Genomic DNA, 19,894 nt, shown 5'->3' on the forward strand with positions numbered 1-19,894 from the left:
GCGTCAACTAAAATTTTACGCGCGTAAAAAAGTTGTCGAAAATCAGGCCGAACTCCGCAGTATCAGACGCGCGGGAAACAGGGTTTCGGTGCGCGCGCTCAGCCGCCCGCCGGATTCGACCAGTTGCGTCAGCGTCTCGACGGAGCGATTCGATACTGCGGTGTAGTCATGCGCCGCGGTGGTCAGCGACGGGCAGGTGAACTTGGAAAACGGATGGTCGTCATGCGAGGCGACGCGCAGGTCGCAATCCTCGCCCAACCCGACCCGCAGGCCCTTTTCATAGCAGGCCGATAGGAACCCGATGGCCAGCCGGTCATTGCTGCAAAGAATGGTGCGCGAGGGCAGGTTGGGCTGATCCAACAGCTTGAACGCGCCCTGGCGACCGATTTCCTCGAAGCCCCAGCCGCGACCGTCGACCTTGATCACCTGCGGCTCAAAGCCCAGGCTCTCCATTTTTTTGATGTAGGCGATGCGGCGTTTGTTGGCGTTGGGGTTGGCCGGGTGCCGCATCTCGAAGAACGCGGGCGGTTCGCCGCTGCGGCACAGGTAATCGACGGTCTGTTCGATGAAGCTGGCATTGTCCGACCCGACAAAGGCCGCGCCCATGCCTTCCAGGTTGCTGTCGAACAGGATGGTGGGGATGTCCTTGCAGAATTTCTCGATGAACGACCGGTCGGAGTCGCGCCCCAGCGGTGCCAGCAGCACGCCCGCCGGTTTCAGCGCGCGCAGGCTGTCGAGGATCTCGGCCTCCTGCGCGGGGTCGCCATAGGCGCTGTAGAGCGTCGGGCGGAATCCGGCCTCGATGCATTTTTCCTCGATGTTGCGGGCGATCTCGGCAAAGAACGGGTCGGCCAGATAGGGCACCACGATGCCGACATTCTTGGTCAGCTTGCGGTTCTGGTTCATGGCAAAGATGTTGGGGCGATAGTCGAACCGCTCCAGCGCCTGCTCGATCCGTTCGCGGGTCGACCGTCGGACGCTGTCGGGATCGTTGAAATATTTCGATACCGTCGGGCGCGAGATCCCGCTGACCGCCGCAAACTCCTCCATGTTCCGGATTTTTCTGGGTGCCATGCCTTGCCTCTGGCGCGGGGCCAGGCCCGCGCCGCTCTGAATTTGTCGCTGTTTTACCTTTTCTTATCGCGCGACAAATTTCAACGGCAGAGTTCCGGGATGGTCATTCCGGTCAGATCAGCATCTCGAGTCGGGCCTCGGGGAAGCGTTGCAGAACCGGAGCGATCCGGTCGGCGGGCAGCAGACACAGCGCGGTCGACAACCCGTCGGCCAGCGCCGCGTCATGGGCCGAGACCGAAACCGCCCGATGCCGGACCGGCTGACCCTGCGGGCCCAGAATGTGGCCATGACGCCCGGCCAGTTGCGTCGCATCAGGGGCCGAGGTCGCCACCGCCCGGTCGCGCAGTTCGATGCGCCGGGTCACGCCCTCGGGGCCGGCCAGGCCGACGCGCCAGTCCGACCCGTCGGCGCGGGTGCCGATGGCGGCAATCTCGCCCATGTCGACCAGCACATCGGTCAGCCCCTGCGCCCGCAACAGCGCCGCGATGCGGTCGGTCACGGCGCCCTGAGCGATCCCGTTCAGCGTCAGCGCCGAGCGGCCCGGATGGGGTAGGCGGATCGCTTCGGCCGAAACCGAAACCCCCTGCCAGCCGACCAGCGCCCGGGCCTGCGCCACTTCGGCATCCGGCACGCCGGTCGCCAGCGCCATCCACAGCGGTTGAACGGTCGGGTCGAACGCACCGCCGGTCGCGTCATGCAGGGCGGCGCTTTGGGCCAGCACCTGCAGCAATTCCGGCGCCGGGGCGGGCAGGGTGCCGTCCCGGTTCAGGCGGCTCAGCTGCGAATCCGGGCGGTACAGGCTGAAGATATTCTCCAGCCGGTCCAGTTCGGCCTCGAGCGCGGAGATGATCGGCGCGGCCTGCGCGTCGCTCAGTCCGACCAGTTGCAGGCTGGCGGGTGCCCCCAGCGCGGTGCCGCGCCAGCGGGCCACCGGTGCGGCGCGCACCACGGTCGGCAAGGCGGCGCAGGCGGCCGAGATGGTCAGGAAACGGCGTCGGGACAGGCGGGTCATGCGGGTGTCTCCAGGGATTGGGTCAGATCGACGGGGCCAAGCGCCGCGTCGTCGGGAATGTCGGTCAGGGGCAGGGCGGTGCCGCCATAAGTTTCGATGAACCGCGCGGCGGCGTCCGGCGTGGCAAAGGGCACGATCTCGGGCGCGCCCATGCCGCCGGCCACGCCGGCGCCCACCACGAAGGTGGCCTGATCGGCGGCGATCCAGTTCGAGATGCCCGGCTCGTGCCAGCTGGGGGCCGCGCCCATGTCGCTGACATAGACCGCGGTGATTTCGGCATCGCGCTCGGGACTTTTGAGATAGGCGACCATGTCGCGCACCTGCGCAAAGAACAGCGGCGCGGGATAGCCCTCCAGATGGATCTGCCCCTTGGGCCCGCCGTGTTCGGCCACGTTCATCTGGCAGAAATAGCTGAGCGCGGTTTCGGTCAGATCGACCGGATCCGGTGGGGCGGCGGCCTGTTCTTCCTTGCAGGCCGCCAGCGCGATCAGCGCGATCAGGGCAAGGCGTGTCATGGCTCGACCCTCCGGAACGCCAGCCGGGCCAGGGCAAAGCCCAGCACCGGCCAGATCAGCAGCGAGGCGGGCGCCGCCCAGGCGGGCAGGGCCTGCGCCGCGCCGGTCATGCCGGACGCCATGGCCACACCCTCGGTCGCGGCGATGTTCCACAGACGGAAAGCGTCGGCCGGGTTGGCCACCATCACCCAGGGAAAGACGGATTGGGTGAAGACGCCGCCCTTGTCCATGACGACGGCTCCCAACAGCCCAAGATCATAGAGGACGACGAAGACCAGCCAGAGCCCGGCCGACAGACCTGCCGCCGCCGTTGCGCCCCTCGCCAGGGCGGACAGCAGGTATCCCAGCGCCAGAAACACGGCGCCCAGCAGGATCGAGGTGACGATCAGCCGGCCAAGCGCGAACAGGCTGTCCGCGCCCGCGCCGCCGAACCACGCGGCGACCGCCCCGGCGGTGCCGAAACCGACCGTCATGGCAAAGGCCAGCGCCACCAGGTGGGCGGTGAATTTGCCCAGCAGAATTTCTCCGCGCCCCGCCGGATAGGACAGCAGCAGCGACAGGCTGCCCCGGTCCACATCGCCGGCGATGGCGTCAAAGGAAATCATCAGCGCCAAGAGCGGCGCCAGATACACCGACAACGTGGTCATCGAGGCGACCGACACCGTCAGCATGTCGACCCCCAGCGTGCCGGTGGGCGCGCTGCCGGCAAAGGTCAGCGCCAGCGCGAACAGAACCATGATCAGCGTCGCCACCAGCAGCCAGAGGTTGCGGCGCAGGATCAGCATCTCGGTGCGGGTGATGGCAAGGAAACGGGTCATTGCAACGCCTCCTGAGCATAGTGGCGATAGAGGTCTTCCAGCTTGGGCGGGGTCATTTCCACGTCGGCCACCGCATCACCCAGACCGGCGATGCGGCGCAGCGCCTGCATCTTGTCGGCGGGCGAACACAGCAATTCGACCGAGGCGCCGTTTATCCGGTTGCCGCCCAGTTCGGCGGCCAGCGCGTCGGCATTGGCACGCGCGCGGACCCGCAGACGGATCGGCAACCCGGCCAGCGCCGACAGGTTGGCCAGCGTGTCATCGGCTACCATCCGGCCCTTGCGCATGATGGCGATGCGGTCGGTGCGGGCCTCGACCTCGGTCAGGGCATGGCTGGCGATCAGCACCGCGGTGCCCTGCGCGGCCAACTCGTCGATGATGGCGTACAGGTCCTGGCGCGAGATCGGGTCCAACCCCGAGGTGGGTTCGTCCAGCAGCGCCAGTTTCGGCTGACCCAGCAGCACCTGCGCAAGGCCCAGCCGCTGCCGCATCCCTTTGGAATAGGCACCGATCCGGCGGTCCATCGCATCGCCCAGCCCGACACGGTCCAGCAGGGCGGGCACGTCGGCTTTTGCGCCTGACAGCTTGGCAAACAGGGTCAGCTGCTCGCGCCCGGTCAGGGCCGGGTGGAACGAGACCGCCTCGGGCAGATAGGCCGTGTCGCGGCGCGCCTGCGCGCTGCCGGGGGCGGCGGTGCCGATGCGGATCGTGCCGGCCTGGATGGGCGTCAGACCCAGGATCGACTTGATCAGGGTGGATTTTCCGGCGCCGTTGTGGCCCAGCAGCGCCACGCGCTGGCCGGGCTCGAGCGTCAGGGAGATATCGCTCAGAACGCGGATCTTGCCGCGATCCTTGCAGACTGTTTCGATGGTCAGGGCCTTATCCGTCATGAGGCACCTTTTTCATGGCTGGGGGTTGAGGGGCTTGCATCAAGGGGTGGCTGTCGATCACGCCGCCCGGCAGCAGCGCGGGAAAGGCCGATTGCGACCAGCGCACCAGCTGCACGGCAGGCGAGCCGAGCAGCAGCTTGGCTGCGGGTTGGGTCCACAGCACATGGTCCATGCTATCGTTGGGGCGATAGGGGGCGTCGGCGATGCCGTCGCCGTTCACGTCATAGGCGGCAAAATCAGACCAGTAGTTGCCGCGGCCGTCTTCCGACCACTCGACCCATCTGGTCGAGACGTATTTCACCTGTGTCCGGTTGCCGACAAAGGCGTTGCCGACGATCCGGTTGCGTTCGCTGCCGGCGGTGAAATGGATCCCGATACCGCAGCCTTCGAACCAGTTGTCGGTGAATTCGTTCTTGTTGGAATTGTACAGAAAGGTGCACTTCTCCTTGGCGCCTTTCACCACGTTGCCCGAGATCACGCTGTCATTGGCATAGTTCAGCATGACCCCGTGTTCGCGGTCGCCGACCGAGACGTTGTTGATCACCTGCACGTTCGAGGTGAACATCACCGCATAGCCCAGATCGTTGCCGATTGAGACATTGTCGCTGACGATGGAATCGTCGGCATACATGTAGTGCACGGCAAAGCGCAGATCGCGGAAGGTGTTGCCGGTGAAGGTGTTCTTCTTCGACGAGTTCACGAAGATTCCGTCGCGGCCAAAGCGGATGTCATTGCCTTCGACCACCGCGCCCGGCGCATTCCAGACATAAACACCGTTGCCGCGGTCGTTCATCCGGCGGTCCTGCCGGCCCTCGATGCGGTTGCCGCGCACGATGCTGTCATCGGCACCGTGGATGTCGATGCCATAGAGATTGCCCAGTAGCACGTTGTTTTCCACCACGGCGGCGCGGGCCGTCTTGGTCAGTTGGATGCCGCTGTCGATCTCACCATGGTCCGACCCCGACCCGATCACGGTCAGGCCGCGCAGGTTGATGTCGGGTCCGGTCACGGTGATGACGCTACCGGTGCCCTGACCGTCGATGGTGGCCTGGCCCTGCCCGTCGATGGTGACGGGCCGGTCCAGAACCAGGCGTTCGGCATAGACGCCGGGGCTCAGGCGGAGGGTGTCTCCATCCGCCGCCTGCGCCAGTGTCTCAGTGATGGCCCCCGCCCGGTTGGGCACGTCCCAGTCCGCCGCCCAAAGCGGCGAGCCGAGCAGAAGCGGGATGAGCAGGGGCCAGCGCATGGGTCAGGCTCCCTGCGGTTCGACCAGCATCCGGCCGCGCATTTCCATGTGCAGCGCGTGGCAGAACCACTGGCAATAGAACCAGTGCACGCCCGGACGGTCGGCGGTGAAGGTGATCGAGGCGGTGGCCTGCGGCGCGACCTCGAAGGCGATGCCGTAGTTGCCCAGGCAGAAGCCGTGGGTCACATCGTCCACGTCATCCAGGTTGGTGACGTAGATCGTGACCTCGTCGCCCTGTTTGACGGTGAACTTCTCGAGGCTGAAGGTCGGGGCCTGCGAGACCATGTAGACCCGCACCTTGTTGCCGTCGCGGATGGGCTCTTCGGCACCTTCCTCCAGATCGACGCCATCGGCCTCTGCCTGTTTGCGCGCATCTTCCCAGGTCGGGTCGTTGCGGTCCCAGACGTTGACCGGGTTCACGATGTCGCGCCGCACGATGATCGAGTCATGCGGCTCGGCGAAGGTCGGGCCGTCATGAACAACCTTCATCTCGTCGGTCGAGATGTCGATCACCTGTTCGTTCTCGGGCTTGAGCGGACCGGTGTTCAGGAACCGGTCTTTCGAGAACTTGTTCATCGAGATCAGCCACTTGCCGTCGGCCTCTTTGGTCTCACCCATCGAGGTCGAGTTGTGGCCCGGCTGATAGTGCACGTCGACCTTCGAGATGATCGGGTCCACGTCCTCGCCGTTGTAGGCGCGGATGGCCTTGTCGATGTTCCATTTGACGATCTGGCTGTCCAGGAACAGCGTGGTGAAGGCATTGCCCTGACCGTCATAGGCGGTGTGAAGCGGGCCAAGGCCCAGCTGCGGCTCGCCCACGATGCACGACCGAGGATCGGCGTCGCTTTCGAACAGCGCGTCCAGCTTGGTCACGTCCATGATCGACACGGTCGGCGACAGCTTGCCGTTGATGCAGACGTGCTTGCCGTCCGGAGCGGTGTTGATGCCGTGCGGCGAGTTCGGGATCGGGATGTAGCGGGTGTATTTTTTGTTCGACCCGTTGCGCCCGTCCAGAACCTTGACGCCCTTGATCTCCTGATAGTCGCCCGCGGCGATGCCGGCCTCGATTTCCTTGAGGTTGAAGACGACCACGTGGTCCATCTCGCTCTCGGTCATCTCGGCCAGGTTCATGCCCATTTCCGAGTTGTACGAGGTCGAGAAGGCGTATTTGCCCTGATAGTCGCAATCGGTGTTGTCGAGGTTACCCGACACCATCACCTGCCAGGCGATCTCCATCGTGTCACCGTCGATGGCGGTGAAGATGTTGACGTATTGCGACGGATCGTCCAGCACGCTGCCGTCGTTGATCAGCGGGGTTTCGTCCTCGCCATTGGCAAAGACATAGCCGGTGCGCGGGAATTTCTGCGGGCGCAGACCGTGGATCGCCTTGGCGTTGGGGATCTCGATGATCTTGTCGCATTTCATCACGTCGCAGCGCACGCGGGCCACGCGGGTGTTGGCCTTGTCGTTCATGAACAGATAGCGGCCGTCATAGGTGCCATCGGTGAACGACATGTGCGGGTGGTGCAGGTCGCCGTTGTCATAGGTTTTCATGCCGCGCTTGGCCAGGAACTCCTTGGTTTCCGGCAGAAGGCCTTCGGTCATGATCTTCAGCGACTCGTTGGTCTGGCCCCAGCCGGTGGCCGAGCAGCGGTTGAACACCGGCACCCGCATCAGTTCGCGCATGGAGGGGAAGCCCATGATGCGCAGCTCGCCAGTCTGGCCCGAAGACCAGAAGCCGTAATACTCGTCCAACTCGCCTGGCGCCAGTTCGACCTTGGCCGCGGCGCTGGCCTGTTTGGCGGTCATCATCGTGGACCCAAGGCCGGTTCCGGCCAGCACGGCCCCGGTGGCCGTGGCCCCCAGCATCCCGCGGCGGGTGATGTTCAGTTTGGTGTCGTGGTCCGACATGGTCGTTCCTCCTTTTAGGAAACGGTTTGCGGTTTGGCGTTCGGATGGTTCGCCGGTGGTTGTCCGAGGGGGGTCTTGATCTTGACCGACCCGGTCTTGGCCCGCCGTTTCAGTTGGCGGATGACGACGGGACATTTGCTCTCGGACTGATAGAGCACCTGACAATGCAGGCAGGTGACGCACTCGTTCGGGTTGATCTCGCCAGTGGGGTGGATGGCCTGAACGGGGCATTCGTTGGCGCAGGTCTGACAGGGATTGCCGCAATCCTTGTAGCGGCGCAGCCAGTCGAACATGCGGATTCGGGCGGGGATCGCCAGCGCCGCGCCCAGCGGGCACAGATAGCGGCAATAGAACCGTTCGATGAACAGACCTATTACCAGCAGACCCACCGCAAAGACCACGAAGGGCCAATCGCGCATGAATTTCAGGATGATCGCGGTCTTGAACGGCTCGACCTCGGCATATTTCTCGGCCAGCGGGATCGACACCATGCTCAGGCCGAACAGCGCCAGGAAGATCATGTACTTGATCGGCCACAGGCGCTCGTTCAGGCCCCAAGGCAGGGTCCATTGCGGCACTTTCAGCGCGCGGGCGATCTTGTTGGTCAGCTCTTGCAGGGCACCGAAGGGGCACAGCCAGCCGCAATAGGCCCCGCGCCCCCAGAACAGCAGCGCGGCGGCCACGGCAAACCATTGGATGAACACCAGCGGGTCCAGCAGAAAGGCATCCCAGGTGAAGCCGCCGCGCAGGCTGCCGGCCAGCGCCATGATGTTCACCACGCTCAGCTGCGCATTCGCGTACCAGCCGATGAAGAACAGCGTCATCGTCAGGAACCCGATGCGGAACCAGTAGAAGACCCGCGCGTTCATCGTGGCGTGGAACTGGAAGAAGAAAGTGATCGTCAGCACCAGCAGCATAGCGCCCAAGACGGCGATCTCGACCTGGCGGTCCTTCCAGATGCGCTGCCACAGGGCCGACTTGGCGGCGGCCTCGCCGGTGGCATCGTTCACGACCTTGGGCGCCGCCGCGACCGGCAACAGGTATTGTTCGGGCAGATTGTAACCCAGATCAAAGGTCAGGAAGGTCTTTTCCACCGCGCCGATGGCCCGCTGCACCAGCAGTTGCAGGCGGAACGGTTCGGTCGGGTCGAACTCGGCATCGGCGGGGATCTTGAAGATGTCCAGCTCGGTAAAGCTGGGCGCATCCTCGGCGGCCACTGTGCCCAGGCGACGGTGCTGACGGTCGAAGAACCGTACCGAATTGTCGCCCTGGATCAGCTGGATCCGGTCGAAGATCCCGCCGCGCACATAGCCCGAGCCCTTGAAGCTGTACTTGCCGCGGCCCAGCACCAAGATCGCGTGTTCGCCCTCGTCCAGCCAGTTGACCAGGTTCTGGTACTCGGCCTCGCCCAGCAGCGACTTGCCGATCGAAGGCACCGAGACCAGCGCCACATGCATGTCGATGAAGGTGTCCTCGGGGTTGCCCTTCTCGGGGCGCTTGATCGCGCGCTGGTCGCCGGTGGCCTCGAAGGCGGCATTCACCTGACCCACGTCCAGCGTCAGCCGCCGGATCGAGCCGTCGCCCGAAAGCGTGGCCCAGTCATGGGTGTCGGCCTTGGCCATGTCGACTTCGCGCTTGGGTCCGTCGGCCTGCACCTCGGACAGCCCACCCAGACCCATGGCACGGGCCACCTTGATCCCGGCGCGCACGACGCTGTCGTCGATGACCATCACCGTCACCGTCGCGCCCGAAATGATGTCGAGGTCATGCCCCTCGCCGCCGGTCTCGACTTCGCGCTTGAGGTCCAGACCGGCATAACCTGCGGTCAGTTCGACCATGCGCGCATTGGGAATGCCGATCAGAACGATGGGTTCGGAGTGTTTGACCAGCTTGACGCCGGTCAGCACCGCATCACCGTCGATGGCGGCGACGACATGGATGGGCTTGCCGGAATAGCCGGTGGTGCCCACGAAATCGGATGTCAGGAAGGCCCAGGCGACGGTTTCGCCGCCGGTCAGCACCGGGGCCACCGGCACGTCATCACGCACCGGACCGATGGCATCGGCACCAGGCGCCAGTTCGGCGGGTTCGATCTCGGGCAGGAAGCTGGCCAGGCTGTCGGCCCGCGCGCCAAGCGCCAGCAGGCAGGACAGGACAAAGGCCACAAGGAAATGGGCTGCGCGGGTCACGACCACGGCGCACCTCCTTCGGTTCGGGTTGACGCCATGGACGCGCGCGACGCGCGATCGGTTCTGATTTCGGGCGCGGCCGGGGGGCCGCGGGTTTCGGGCCACAGCCGTTCGAAGTTGTACAGATCCAACAGATCAGTGAACGCACACCGTGGGATTTGTACAAACCCGGGCTGTTGCACCTGCGGCAGGTCCGGGGCCGGTGCCGCCGCCGTAATCGCGCACAGGGCGCAATCGGCGCATTTCGGGCAGGGCGCGGTCGGGTCGCCGGTGTCGTCTTCCAGGTCCACCTGGACCCAGACCGCTCCTGCCTCCGAGCAGATCTCCATCCAGGTGCCCTGGCCGGGACTCGCCAGCGCTGGCCCAAGCACCTGCAACATCAAAAGAAAGATGCCCGCCAGCCCGGCGGCCACGCGTGTCGCGCGGACCGGGAGGCTGTGGTTTTGGCGGGCGGCGGGCATGGAGACTCCGACTCGAATTTGATGTTGCCCGAGTCGTAAGGGATTGGCAGGCGGCACGACTTGACTTCGATCAGGTGGTCAAAAAAATGGCACTTCGGCCCTGGGCAGTTCGCTCGGGATCAGCCGTCGGCCTCATCCATCAGCCGCCGCACCCAGCGCCCCGCCAGCCAGCTGGCCGGAACCCCAAGGGGCACACACCAGATCAGCGCGGCCACCGGTGTAACTGCGCCGAACCCCAGCGCATGGGCGATCAACCCGGCCAGAAACAGGTTGATGGCGACGGTCAGCGCCGTCGCCGGATACAACAGAATGGCCAGTTTCCAGACCGGCCAGCGCCCGTCAGTGGCTGGTGCCTTCCGAGAAGGTGATCTTGTTCCAGACATTGTATTTCCCCGAAGGTTTGCGCATCGGCAGGCGTTTGATCTCTTCGAGCGTCTGCGCGTCATAGACGATCACCGCGCCGTCATCCTCCCAGATCGACACCAGCGCATGGGTGCCGTCGCGGGTGAATTCCACATGCGCCACGGTCTTGCCCGGCGCGGGCCGCAGGGTTTTGAAGATCTCGAGGCTCTGCTTGTCGATCACATGCATCGCATCCTTGTTGGGGCCAAAGAACACGTCGGCCCAGACATAGGGCGAGTTCTCGTGGCTGCGCATAAAAAAGCCCGGGCCTTCGGTCTCGATCCGCTTGATCGTTTCCCAAGTGCTCATGTCGATGACCGAGATGGTGCCTTCGGTCAGGTGCGGCGTGGCCATCACCGTGGTGCCATCGCGCTGCCAGGTGATGCCCGAGCCCAGATGCGGCATGCCGGGCAGGTCCAGATCCGCTACTTTCTGCCCGATCACGAGGTCGATCACCTGACCGCCCTTGCCATCGCGCGACGCGCCCATGACGTATTCATAGCTCTGGTCGAAAAAGAAATCGTCCAGATAGTCGGGCGTGGTGATCTTGCGGACGGGGAAGGGGTCGGGGTTCTTGAACTGCCCCTCGATCCGGAAATCATGGCCCAGCCCGAATTGCGGCGGGTTGTCGCCATAGAACACTTCCCAGATCTCGGGCACGTCCTTGAGCGCCAGCACGAAGCTTTCGCGCGGCGGGGCCTGGTACACAGCCGAGACCCGGCTGGGCTTGCCCTGCTTGCCCTTGACCTCGACCACCTTGGCCACCGACAGATCCTCGGTCGACAGCAGGGTCAGGCTGTTGGGCAGATAGTTCGCCACGGCCAGCCACTTTCCGTCGCCCGACATGGCGATGTTGCGGCTGTTCAGGCCGGCGCGGATACGGCCCACCTGTTTCAGCGCCCAAATGTCGTATTTCTGCACCCAGCCATCGCGCGACATGATGAACACATAGCGCCCATCGGGGCTGAACTTGGGGCCGCCATGCACGGCAAAGGGGGTTTCGAACCGGTCCAGAACCTCGAACGTGTCGCCGTCCAGAACGCTGACATGGTGATCGCCGGTTTCCACCACCAGCGTGATGTTCATAGGGTCGCTGTCCCAAACCGGCGCATCGACCGGTGCGTAATCGGCATCCAGAGTACGGCTGGCCATGATCTGTTCGGCATCCCATTCGGGGTCCACCTCCAGCGGAGATTTCAGCCAGCCCGCCAGTTCCTCGATCTGCAGCGCGTCGAGTTCGTGTGCGAAGGCGGGCATTTGGGTGGCCGGACGCCCCTCGGCGATGACGGCGGCTACGCGGGGGCCGCGCATGCGTTTGAGCGTTTCGGGGATCAGCGCCGGACCGACGCCGCCCAGCCGGGCCTCGCCATGGCAACTGGCGCAATGCTCGGCGTAATCTGATTGAGCATCCGCCCAAGCCGTTCCAGCTAGCAACACCGAGCACAAAGTACCGAATTTGAGTGCCTTAAAAGAACTGATGCGCCGGATCATGGCTTTTCCCCCGGAAAGGCGTGACCTGCAGGCGCTCGCCCGCGCCGTCCACGCCGATTTCGTCATTGGTCAGGTAGCAGGCCGGGTCTTCGGCCCACGGATCGCCGGTCAGTTGCAGGGCCCGGATGCGGGTATTGCCGCCGCAGACATCCTGCAACCGGCAGGTGCCGCACCGCCCCTTCAACGGGCGCGGCCGCGTGCGCAGCAGGGCCAGCATCGGGTCATCGCCGGACCACAGCTCGGAGAACGGAGTGAGCTTGACGTTGCCGACTGTGTAGTCCGACCAGTAGGTATCGGGATGGACGCGGCCCAGATTGTCGATATTGGCCACGCCCAGACCGCTGGAATTGCCGCCCCAATGGGCCAGATGTTCGCGCACATGCGCGACGGTATCGGCGTCGAACCGGGCGGCGGCCCAGTTCAGGAAATACCCGGCATCCGCGTCGTTGTTGCCGGTCACGATGTCCAGCGGGCGTCCGCCCGAGGCGGCCTCCCATGCGCGGTTCAGCAACAGGTCGAGCCCCTGCCGGGTGCGCTGATGTTCCGCGTCCTCGCCCCGGTTCTTGTCGCCGCGCCCGGCATAGACCAGATGCGAGAGATAGAACTTGTCCACCCCCTCGTCGTCGCACAGTTTCAGCAGGTCGGGCAGGTGGTGCTGGGTGCCTTCGGTCAGGCAGAACCGCAGGCCCACCTTGATGCCGCGCTTCTTGCATTCGCGCACGCCGCGCAGGGCGTCATCAAAGGCGCCCTCGACCCCGCGGAACCAGTCATTCGTGGCCCCGATACCGTCGAGCGAGATGCCGACATAGTTGAAGCCCACATCGGCGATCATGTCGGCCGTTTCGTCGTGGATCCGCGTCCCGTTGGTCGACAGGGCCAGCATCGGCACCAGCTGACGCGCGCGTCGGGCGATGTCGAAGAAATCGAACCGGTCCAATGGCTCCCCGCCCGAGAGGATCAGGGCCGGGACGCGAAACTGGCCCAGATCCTCAAGGGTGACCATGGCTTGCTCGTGGCTGAGCTCGCCCGGGAAGGCCACATCCGCAGACACGGTGTAGCAATGGCGGCATTTCAGGTTGCAGCGCCGGGTTAGGTTCCAGATCACCACCGGTTTCACCGGTCCGGGGCGGCGTTTGCGCACCGGCGTCGGGTTGACCAGCTGCTGCATGTATTCGGTCAGGCGGAACATCGATCTCAGCCTTTCGCTTTCAGGCGCAGCCCGGTTTTCTTCAGGATGCGCGTGGAATAGAGGATGTCGCTGCCCCGGCAGGCCGATCCGAGAATCGCGGCGATCTGGCCGCGTTTCTGTTCGACCTCGTCGGGCGCGCTGCCATGAACCATGGCGAACAGGTTGTAGGGCCAGTCGGGCAGGGCGCGGGGCCGTTCGTAGCAATGAGTGACGAAGGGCAGCGCTCCGATATGGGCGCCGAGTTCGCCGATCAGGTCGTCCTGCACGTCCCATACCGTCATGCCGTTCGACGTCATGCCCAGCTTGTAGTGATTGGGGGCGGCGGCGATCCGCCGGATCACCCCGCGCGCCTTCAGCGCGGCCAGCCGGTCCAGCAGGGTGGTTTCGGGCATACCCAAGTCGCCGGCTACCTGCGCATATGGCGCGGGCACCAGGGGCAGCCCGCTCTGGAGCGCCTCGATGATCCGTCTGTCGGTTGCGTCGATCATGCTGCCACCCGGAAGCCGATGAAAAATTCCTGCAGTTTCGGGAACCGGTGAACCGTGAGTCCCGTCTCGCGTTCGATCGCGTCGGTCGTGGCGGTGATCGCCTCGGGCGTTTCGGTCGCCAGAACAAACCACATGTTCAGCCGGTGCGTACGCTCATAATTATGCGCCACCTCGGGGTGCGCATTGACTTTGGTCAGGACGGTTTCAAACTCGGCCTCGGGCACCGCCATGGCGCACAGGCAGAAATCCCCGCCCATGGCGGCGGCGTCGAAGAACGGGCCGAACCGGGTGATGACCCGGTCGGCCTTCATCCGCGCCAGCCGGTCCAGTAGGTCCTGTTCGGTGATCCCCAGTTCGGCCGCCACGTCGGCATAGGGGCGGGGGGTCAGCGGCAGGTCCTCCTGCAGGCGGTTCAGTAGGCGGCGGTCGGTGTCGTCCAGCGGGGTCATGCGGCGGCCTCTTTCGGTTTGATCAATGCGCCGGTCTGTTTGAAGCACCGGGTCGAGAACAGAACCTTGTGCGCGGCGCCCGCCAGTTCGGGCAGGGCGGCGGCGCCGGCCAGGATACCCCGCGCCTCGGAGCGCGACCGGGCGTGGATCATGGAGTAGAGCCGATAGGGCCATACGCCCTCGACCGGCTGGCGTTCATAGCACAGGGTCACGCCGGGATGCGCGGCCAGTGCGGGGCCCGCGTGGTCGATCCGGTCGGCGGGCAGGTCCCACACGACCATGGCGTTGGCCGACCACCCCAACGCCCGATGCCGCACGATGACCCCCAGGCGCGAGATGACGCCGGCCTTGTGCAACACCCGGATGCGATCCATCACGTCCTCAGGAGTGCGGTTCAGGGATTGGGCCAGCGCCGCATAGGGGTCGGCCATCAGCGGCAGCCCCGCGCTGAGCGCCTGCAGGATGTCGCGGTCGCCTTGCCGCAGAACGCTCCGGTCGACCGTACGCGGCCGAGGCACGCGGCGCGAACAATCGGACATGCGAAAACCCAGATCGACGTTGAACGGGCGGACCAGACGCAGATCCAGCACGCGCAGCCCGGTGCGGTCGCTGATCCGGGCCAGTGTGGCATCCACATGCGCCCGGTCGGGGCCGGTGGCCACGAACCACAGGTTCCAGTCATCCTCGCGCTGGTAATTGTGGTTCACGCCCGGTTCGGCGTCGATCAGGGCGGCGATCTGTTCCACCTTCTCCTCGGGCGCGGCGACGGCGGCCAGGGTGCTGGCCGAGGCCACGCCGGGCGCGACCGTCGCGCCGACGCGGGTGATGCGCCCGGCGGCGCGCATGCGGTTCAGGCGGTCGATCACTTCGGCCTCATCCAGTCCCAGCGCCGCGGCCAGCACTTGGAACGGCCGGTCCGTGACGGGAAAATCGCGCTGCCAGTCATCCAGCAGCCTTCGGTCGATCGGGTCGGTGATATGGCACATCGCTTACAGCCCCGTTCTGTGCGCACGCGCGGTGAAGAAGATGCCCGAGGGGCTGTCGGCCGGGATTTCCCGCAGCTTTTCAAAGCTGTGGGTGTCATAGACCATGATCTTGTTGGCATCGCGCACGCTGATCCAGACCTCGTGCCCACGCGGGGTGAACTCCATGTGCAGCACCGCCGGGCCGGGTTTGAACTCGTGGATGACCTGTTTGCTGACCGTGTCGATCACCTGGATCGTGTCGTTCAGCGGGTGGGCGAAGTTCACCCAGACCTGCCGGCCGTCGGGCCGCGCCATGGCAAAGACGGGCTGGCCATACGTCTGGGTGCGCCCGGTTTCCGTGAGTGTGTCGGCATCGACCCAGAGCACCTGGTGATGGCCGACGGCCGGCAAGACGAATTCGGCGCCCGTATGCGCCCAGCCTTCCAGATGGGGCATCTTGTAGACGGGCATCTCTTGTTGGCCGCGCCCATATCCGGGCAGTACCCGGATCGGTTCGGGCGTTTCGTCCCACAGGTCCAGCGCGGTCAGCCCGTCCTGCCCGAAAAGGCCGGTGATGTAGATGCGGCCATTGGCGGTGATCAGCGCGTCATAGGGGTTTTTGCCGATGTCGGTGATCTTGGTGATTTGCGGGTCGGTGCCGCGGGCGAAATCGGCGATCCAGGTTTCGCCCGTATCCCACATGGTGAACACGAAACGGCGGCCGGGCGCATCGACCAGGCCGATGGTCTTGCTGCCGGTGGGGATGTCGGCCACCAGATCCAGCGTGTCGGCGTCAAAGACGCGCACCCCGCCGGGTTCATAGTTCGACACCGCCACCAACGTTCCGTCGTCAGAGATCGCCCCGCCGATGGCGTTTCCGGCCTGCACGACCCGCTTGGCGATCTGACGGGTCACGATATCGACCTTGGTCAGCCCGCCGTCGCGCCCGAAGACATAGGCGAAGCGTTCATCCGGCGAATAGACCAGCGAGGCATGGGACAGATCGCCCAGTCCTTCGATCCGGGCCAGCGCGGCACGGTCGGACTGATCGACCAGCAGGACCGAGCCGGTGGCCCGTTCGATCACCAGCCCCAGGTCTCCGGTGGCGGTGGGCTCGGCATGGGCTGCGGTCATCAGCAACGAGGCCGCGAGGCCAAGGACAAACTGTTTCATTGGGCCTCCGGTTTCAGCAGATAACGGGCGATCCATTCGGCCTCTTCCTCGCTGATGAGGGGCCGCCACGGCGGCATGGCCGTGTCGGGGATGCCGTCCAGGATTACGCCGGTCAGGATTTCGGGGTCATAGTGCTGCAGGTTTCCCGCCCGCAGATCGGGGCCCAGCCCGCCTTTCAGGGTCAGGCCGTGGCAGGACCCGCAATCCTGATGCACCAGACGCTTCAGCGCGTTGGGGTCCAGCGTGTCGGCGGCAAAGGCTGAGGTGGCCACCAGCACGGCGGCGGTCAGGACCGCGCGCCCGGGCCAGTCCCGGCGGGCCGGTTCAATGGGCAGAGTCCTAGCCATGAGCGTGCTCCAGCAATTCGGCAACCGGCCGTTCGGCATAGAGCGATACGACCTTGCCGATGATGAACAGGGTAGGGGCGGCCAGACCGGCCGCGCGCACGTCGGCGGTGACACGGTCCAGACGCGAGACAAGGCGGCGTTCGTCCGGGGTTGTCGCCTTGCCGACGGCCAGGACGGGGGTCGTTCCCGGCAGGTTCTCGGTCATCAGGCCCATGGCGATCTGGCCAATATTGGCGACGCCCATGTAGATGACCAGGGTGGTGTCAGGGTCCGCCAGGCGCTTCCAGTCGAGGTCCAGCACCTTATCGGCCTGACGATGGCCGGTGACATATTGAACCGAGGTGGCCAGCCCGCGATGGGTCAGCGGCACGCCGGTCGAACAGCTTGCCCCCTGCGCCGCGGTGATGCCGGGCGCGTATTCAACCGCAATGCCATGGTCCATCAGAAACGCCGCCTCTTCCGAGCCGCGGCCAAAGATCATCGGATCGCCCCCCTTGAGGCGGGCAACCCTGTGGCCCGCGCGGGCCTGTTCCAGCAGGATCTGGTTGATCCGGTCCTGCGGCACGGTATGGCATTTGGGCGCCTTGCCCACGGGGATCAGCCGCGCACCGGGGGCGTGCATGGCCAGGATCTCCTCCGAAACCAGACGGTCGTAGACCACCACATCCGCCTCGCGCAGCATGCGCAAGGCGCGCAGGGTCATCAATTCGGGGTCTCCGGGTCCGGCGCCGATCAGAAAAACCTTACCGCTCATGGTGCAATCTCGCTTGGTCTGAATGTCATCGGGACCCGGGTGTTCCGGTCGGTTCCGAGCGCGGACAGAGCGGCGGATCGGGACGTTGCTGGGATGGCCGGGCGTGTCATGGCCGCAGACTGGCGCATTCGCAAAGAGGCCTCCTTGACATAAGTTAAGGAGCGCGGGATTTGCGCCCGCGCTCCTTTAGTTTGCCTGTATGTCTGCCTGCGTTCAGGGCTCGACGGTGACCATGCCGACCATGTTCTGCGTTTCCCAATGCGGGCCGCACAGATAGTTCTGCGGGCCGGGTTCAAGGAACGTCATCTCGACCGATTCCTCAGGGAAGATGCGGTCGGATTCGGGCTGGCTGCCGTCCTTCAAAAGCACCGAATGGCTGGTGCGCTTGTCCACGTTGACCCAGCGCACCGTGGTGCCGGGCTTGACCGTGATCTGGGCCGGGCAGAAGTGGTACTTGTACATCAGCACCACCTCGGCATCCAGCACGGCGTCGGAAGGATCGCCGAAGAGTTCGACATATCTTTCCTCGGCCTCGGCGCAGATCTGGTCGGCTTCATCGGCTAGGGCTGGCAGAACCATCGCTAGGGTCAGGACTGCGGTCAGAAGGGGCTTGGTCGTCATGGTCGCGTGTCTCCTCGGCCGTGGAAAAGGGGCCGTATCGCCGGCCCCTTTTCGTTACTGTTTGACCACGTTGATGTCGGCGCTGTCGTCATCCAGCGCGAGGCTGGTGTTCAGCGTGACGTGGTGGAACCGTGCGGCCGAGTGGTCATCGTGGATGGCAAAGCCCACCGTGTAGGTCTTGCCCGGCTCCAGCGGCACGTCGCCCGGTGCGCCCGAGTTCAGCGGCCGCGAGAACACCACCGTCCACATGCCGCCCGACAGGCTGGCCGAGGCCGAGATCTCGCCATCGTTGACCACGCGCTGTTCCAGCAGATAGCCATTGGTGGCGCTGCCGTCGGCATAGACGCGCATCAGGTCAAGGAATGTGCCGTCCTGCAGGTATTGCGCGATCTGCTCTTCGGCCTGCAGCTTGTCCCAGCCGCCCAGCGGCTTGCCGCGCCGGCCTTTGACTTCGACCTCGGTGCGGCTTTCGCTGATGTACTTGGTGACGGTGTCCTTGGCCGTCAGGCGTGCGGCCACGTCCGGGTTGGCGGCGATGGTTTCGGCATCGGGCGCAAAGGGCATATAGGTGTTGTCGGCGTGGCACGAGGCCCAGCACCCCACCTGTTCGCCCAGCTCGATCCCGGTGCCGGTGATCATCATGGCGACCTTGATCGGGTTGTCCGGGTCCATCTTGCCGCCGTCGACGAAGGGCACGGGATTGTGGCCCGCATCCGCCCATTGCAGCCGGATATACAGGTTTTCGTCGTCATGCGCGGCCTGAACCGTAGCGTCGATCACCCCGCGCTTGCCGGGGATGGGGGTCGGTTCGAGATCACCGCCAGCGACGATCTTGTTGCCGATCGCGTCCAGCTCCTTGGCGTGGCAGGTCGAGCACTGGTCGCCACCCTTGGTCAGAGGGCGTGCGCCACCGTGGGTCTTGCCGTTCTGCACCCATTCGAACGAAGCCTGTCCCGGATAGAACAGTTTCAGATCGGTGCTGGCCACGGCGTTCCAGTCGATGTTGCCACCAACGTCGCTGCCGCCCGAGGCCGCGGCGTCGGTTGCTGTGCCATCGGCCTTGGCGCGTTCCTCGGCCAAGGCGGTGTCGACCGCTGCAGCGATCTGCGCCTGCACCGCCTCCTGCTGGGCTTTGCGGGCGGCTTTCTCGGCTTCGGCCTCGGCGGCCTCCTTGGCTTCGATCCGCTCCAGGCTGGCCAGGTATTCCGGCGGGATCGGACGGGCGAAGGCCGGGTTCGGGGCTTCGAGCTCTTCCAGAAAATCTTCGGGTGCGCGGTCACGGATGTTCGAGTGTGCGATACCCTTGTGGCAGTCGATGCAGGTCTGGCCCACCTCCATCGCGTTCAGGTGCTGCTGCCGCGCGCGTGGCTTCTGGAACTCGGGCATCATCGACTCGAAATCGTGGCAGTTGCGGCACTCGCGCGAGTCGGTCTTTTTCATCCGCTGCCATTCGTTCATGGCCAGATGGATGCGCTTGGCCTCGAATTTCTCGGGCGTGCTGATCGAGCCGACCATCTTGCCGTACAGCTCTCTCGAAGCTTTGATCTTGCGGATGATCTTGTGCGTCCAGTCCTTGGGCACGTGGCAGTCCGAACAGACCGCGCCCACGCCCGAGCGGTTCACGTCATGGATCGTTCCCTTGTACTCGGTGTAGATATAGTCGCGCATCTCATGGCACGAGACACAGAATTTCTCGGTGTTGGTGGCTTCCATGGCGGTGTTGAACCCGCCCCAGAAGATGATGCCGGCGACAAAGGCCGCGGCGATGCCGGCCACGGGCATTCCCCACAGGAAATACCGGCGCCAGATCGGTTTTTTCTTTTCCGGTTCGGACTGGGTCATGTCCAGGCTCCGTTTTGGCTGTCATGTCTGGCCTTGGATTTCAGGCCGGTTGGAATG

The 19,894-nt window shown here is 64.9% G+C and carries 20 protein-coding genes; all 20 read right to left on the minus strand.

Features of this window, described 5'->3' with window-relative positions; all coding sequences use genetic code 11:
* Positions 1-42: 42 nt before the first annotated feature.
* The 20 genes from K3752_RS17830 to K3752_RS17925 all read right to left on the minus strand — a co-directional run bounded on the left by K3752_RS17830 (position 43) and on the right by K3752_RS17925 (position 19,837).
* On the minus strand, positions 43-1,074 hold the full coding sequence (locus K3752_RS17830) for a LacI family DNA-binding transcriptional regulator (RefSeq protein WP_170366074.1): 1,032 nt from the start codon (positions 1,072-1,074) through the stop codon (positions 43-45).
* A 112-nt stretch (positions 1,075-1,186) separates the two neighbouring features.
* Positions 1,187-2,086: an FAD:protein FMN transferase gene (locus K3752_RS17835; RefSeq protein ID WP_170407288.1), complete on the minus strand. Its 900-nt coding sequence runs from the start codon at positions 2,084-2,086 to the stop codon at positions 1,187-1,189.
* Positions 2,083-2,601, minus strand: a complete 519-nt coding sequence (locus tag K3752_RS17840) for a nitrous oxide reductase accessory protein NosL (protein ID WP_170407292.1) — start codon at positions 2,599-2,601, stop codon at positions 2,083-2,085. The genes K3752_RS17835 and K3752_RS17840 overlap by 4 nt, the downstream gene beginning before the upstream one ends.
* Positions 2,598-3,419, minus strand: coding sequence for an ABC transporter permease (locus tag K3752_RS17845; protein ID WP_260066625.1), 822 nt, complete (start codon positions 3,417-3,419; stop codon positions 2,598-2,600). Before K3752_RS17845 ends, K3752_RS17840 begins: the two co-directional genes overlap by 4 nt.
* Positions 3,416-4,309 (minus strand): ABC transporter ATP-binding protein, encoded by an 894-nt coding sequence (locus K3752_RS17850; protein ID WP_260066627.1) that lies wholly within the window; start codon positions 4,307-4,309, stop codon positions 3,416-3,418. The genes K3752_RS17845 and K3752_RS17850 overlap by 4 nt, the downstream gene beginning before the upstream one ends.
* A complete protein-coding gene (locus K3752_RS17855; protein WP_260066629.1) occupies positions 4,299-5,555 on the minus strand; it encodes a nitrous oxide reductase family maturation protein NosD in 1,257 nt (418 codons plus the stop codon). Before K3752_RS17855 ends, K3752_RS17850 begins: the two co-directional genes overlap by 11 nt.
* 3 nt (positions 5,556-5,558) lie before the next feature.
* Positions 5,559-7,466, minus strand: a complete 1,908-nt coding sequence (nosZ, locus tag K3752_RS17860) for a TAT-dependent nitrous-oxide reductase (protein WP_260066631.1) — start codon at positions 7,464-7,466, stop codon at positions 5,559-5,561.
* 14 nt (positions 7,467-7,480) lie between these two features.
* Entirely contained in the window at positions 7,481-9,661 is a 2,181-nt protein-coding gene (locus K3752_RS17865) for a 4Fe-4S binding protein (RefSeq protein WP_409233627.1), read from the minus strand.
* Complete coding sequence (locus tag K3752_RS17870; RefSeq protein ID WP_260066633.1) at positions 9,652-10,116, minus strand: DUF2946 family protein; 465 nt, start codon at positions 10,114-10,116, stop codon at positions 9,652-9,654. Before K3752_RS17870 ends, K3752_RS17865 begins: the two co-directional genes overlap by 10 nt.
* A 119-nt stretch (positions 10,117-10,235) precedes the next feature.
* Positions 10,236-10,499 carry a hypothetical protein gene (locus K3752_RS17875; RefSeq protein ID WP_093963201.1) on the minus strand — a complete coding sequence of 88 codons (264 nt, stop codon included), beginning with the start codon at positions 10,497-10,499 and terminating at the stop codon, positions 10,236-10,238.
* A complete protein-coding gene (locus K3752_RS17880) occupies positions 10,456-12,009 on the minus strand; it encodes a nitrite reductase (RefSeq protein ID WP_260066635.1) in 1,554 nt (517 codons plus the stop codon). The genes K3752_RS17875 and K3752_RS17880 overlap by 44 nt, the downstream gene beginning before the upstream one ends.
* Positions 11,984-13,198, minus strand: coding sequence for a heme d1 biosynthesis radical SAM protein NirJ (nirJ, locus tag K3752_RS17885; RefSeq protein ID WP_170457573.1), 1,215 nt, complete (start codon positions 13,196-13,198; stop codon positions 11,984-11,986). The genes K3752_RS17880 and nirJ overlap by 26 nt, the downstream gene beginning before the upstream one ends.
* 5 nt (positions 13,199-13,203) lie before the next feature.
* Positions 13,204-13,686, minus strand: coding sequence for an AsnC family transcriptional regulator (locus K3752_RS17890; RefSeq protein ID WP_170596345.1), 483 nt, complete (start codon positions 13,684-13,686; stop codon positions 13,204-13,206).
* A complete protein-coding gene (locus K3752_RS17895; RefSeq protein WP_260066638.1) occupies positions 13,683-14,135 on the minus strand; it encodes an Lrp/AsnC family transcriptional regulator in 453 nt (150 codons plus the stop codon). The genes K3752_RS17890 and K3752_RS17895 overlap by 4 nt, the downstream gene beginning before the upstream one ends.
* The gene (locus K3752_RS17900) at positions 14,132-15,121 is read right to left on the minus strand and encodes an AsnC family transcriptional regulator (RefSeq protein WP_260066640.1); all 990 of its coding nucleotides are present in this window, start codon (positions 15,119-15,121) and stop codon (positions 14,132-14,134) included. Before K3752_RS17900 ends, K3752_RS17895 begins: the two co-directional genes overlap by 4 nt.
* 3 nt (positions 15,122-15,124) lie before the next feature.
* Positions 15,125-16,273, minus strand: coding sequence for a cytochrome D1 domain-containing protein (locus K3752_RS17905; protein WP_170529796.1), 1,149 nt, complete (start codon positions 16,271-16,273; stop codon positions 15,125-15,127).
* On the minus strand, positions 16,270-16,620 hold the full coding sequence (locus tag K3752_RS17910) for a cytochrome c (RefSeq protein ID WP_170391604.1): 351 nt from the start codon (positions 16,618-16,620) through the stop codon (positions 16,270-16,272). The genes K3752_RS17905 and K3752_RS17910 overlap by 4 nt, the downstream gene beginning before the upstream one ends.
* Entirely contained in the window at positions 16,613-17,374 is a 762-nt protein-coding gene (gene cobA, locus K3752_RS17915) for a uroporphyrinogen-III C-methyltransferase (protein ID WP_170529797.1), read from the minus strand. The genes K3752_RS17910 and cobA overlap by 8 nt, the downstream gene beginning before the upstream one ends.
* Positions 17,375-17,587: 213 nt before the next feature.
* Complete coding sequence (locus K3752_RS17920) at positions 17,588-17,995, minus strand: plastocyanin/azurin family copper-binding protein (protein ID WP_170529798.1); 408 nt, start codon at positions 17,993-17,995, stop codon at positions 17,588-17,590.
* Between the two features lie 54 nt (positions 17,996-18,049).
* The gene (locus tag K3752_RS17925) at positions 18,050-19,837 is read right to left on the minus strand and encodes a NapC/NirT family cytochrome c (protein WP_260066644.1); all 1,788 of its coding nucleotides are present in this window, start codon (positions 19,835-19,837) and stop codon (positions 18,050-18,052) included.
* Positions 19,838-19,894: the final 57 nt, after the last annotated feature.

Origin of the sequence: Ruegeria sp. B32, assembly GCF_025141855.1 — a bacterium.
Taxonomy (GTDB): Bacteria; Pseudomonadota; Alphaproteobacteria; order Rhodobacterales; family Rhodobacteraceae; genus Ruegeria; species Ruegeria arenilitoris.

Excerpts from the sequence above, each read along its gene's own strand:
- K3752_RS17830 (WP_170366074.1), bottom strand. The coding sequence starts at position 1,074 with ATGGCACCCAGAAAAATCCGGAACATGGAGGAGTTTGCGGCGGTCAGC.
- K3752_RS17835 (WP_170407288.1), bottom strand. The coding sequence starts at position 2,086 with ATGACCCGCCTGTCCCGACGCCGTTTCCTGACCATCTCGGCCGCCTGC.
- K3752_RS17840 (WP_170407292.1), bottom strand. The coding sequence starts at position 2,601 with ATGACACGCCTTGCCCTGATCGCGCTGATCGCGCTGGCGGCCTGCAAG.
- K3752_RS17845 (WP_260066625.1), bottom strand. The coding sequence starts at position 3,419 with ATGACCCGTTTCCTTGCCATCACCCGCACCGAGATGCTGATCCTGCGC.
- K3752_RS17850 (WP_260066627.1), bottom strand. The coding sequence starts at position 4,309 with ATGACGGATAAGGCCCTGACCATCGAAACAGTCTGCAAGGATCGCGGC.
- K3752_RS17855 (WP_260066629.1), bottom strand. The coding sequence starts at position 5,555 with ATGCGCTGGCCCCTGCTCATCCCGCTTCTGCTCGGCTCGCCGCTTTGG.
- nosZ (WP_260066631.1), bottom strand. The coding sequence starts at position 7,466 with ATGTCGGACCACGACACCAAACTGAACATCACCCGCCGCGGGATGCTG.
- K3752_RS17870 (WP_260066633.1), bottom strand. The coding sequence starts at position 10,116 with ATGCCCGCCGCCCGCCAAAACCACAGCCTCCCGGTCCGCGCGACACGC.
- K3752_RS17875 (WP_093963201.1), bottom strand. The coding sequence starts at position 10,499 with ATGTCTGGAACAAGATCACCTTCTCGGAAGGCACCAGCCACTGACGGG.
- K3752_RS17880 (WP_260066635.1), bottom strand. The coding sequence starts at position 12,009 with ATGATCCGGCGCATCAGTTCTTTTAAGGCACTCAAATTCGGTACTTTG.
- nirJ (WP_170457573.1), bottom strand. The coding sequence starts at position 13,198 with ATGTTCCGCCTGACCGAATACATGCAGCAGCTGGTCAACCCGACGCCG.
- K3752_RS17890 (WP_170596345.1), bottom strand. The coding sequence starts at position 13,686 with ATGATCGACGCAACCGACAGACGGATCATCGAGGCGCTCCAGAGCGGG.
- K3752_RS17895 (WP_260066638.1), bottom strand. The coding sequence starts at position 14,135 with ATGACCCCGCTGGACGACACCGACCGCCGCCTACTGAACCGCCTGCAG.
- K3752_RS17900 (WP_260066640.1), bottom strand. The coding sequence starts at position 15,121 with ATGTGCCATATCACCGACCCGATCGACCGAAGGCTGCTGGATGACTGG.
- K3752_RS17905 (WP_170529796.1), bottom strand. The coding sequence starts at position 16,273 with ATGAAACAGTTTGTCCTTGGCCTCGCGGCCTCGTTGCTGATGACCGCA.
- K3752_RS17910 (WP_170391604.1), bottom strand. The coding sequence starts at position 16,620 with ATGGCTAGGACTCTGCCCATTGAACCGGCCCGCCGGGACTGGCCCGGG.
- cobA (WP_170529797.1), bottom strand. The coding sequence starts at position 17,374 with ATGAGCGGTAAGGTTTTTCTGATCGGCGCCGGACCCGGAGACCCCGAA.
- K3752_RS17920 (WP_170529798.1), bottom strand. The coding sequence starts at position 17,995 with ATGACGACCAAGCCCCTTCTGACCGCAGTCCTGACCCTAGCGATGGTT.
- K3752_RS17925 (WP_260066644.1), bottom strand. The coding sequence starts at position 19,837 with ATGACCCAGTCCGAACCGGAAAAGAAAAAACCGATCTGGCGCCGGTAT.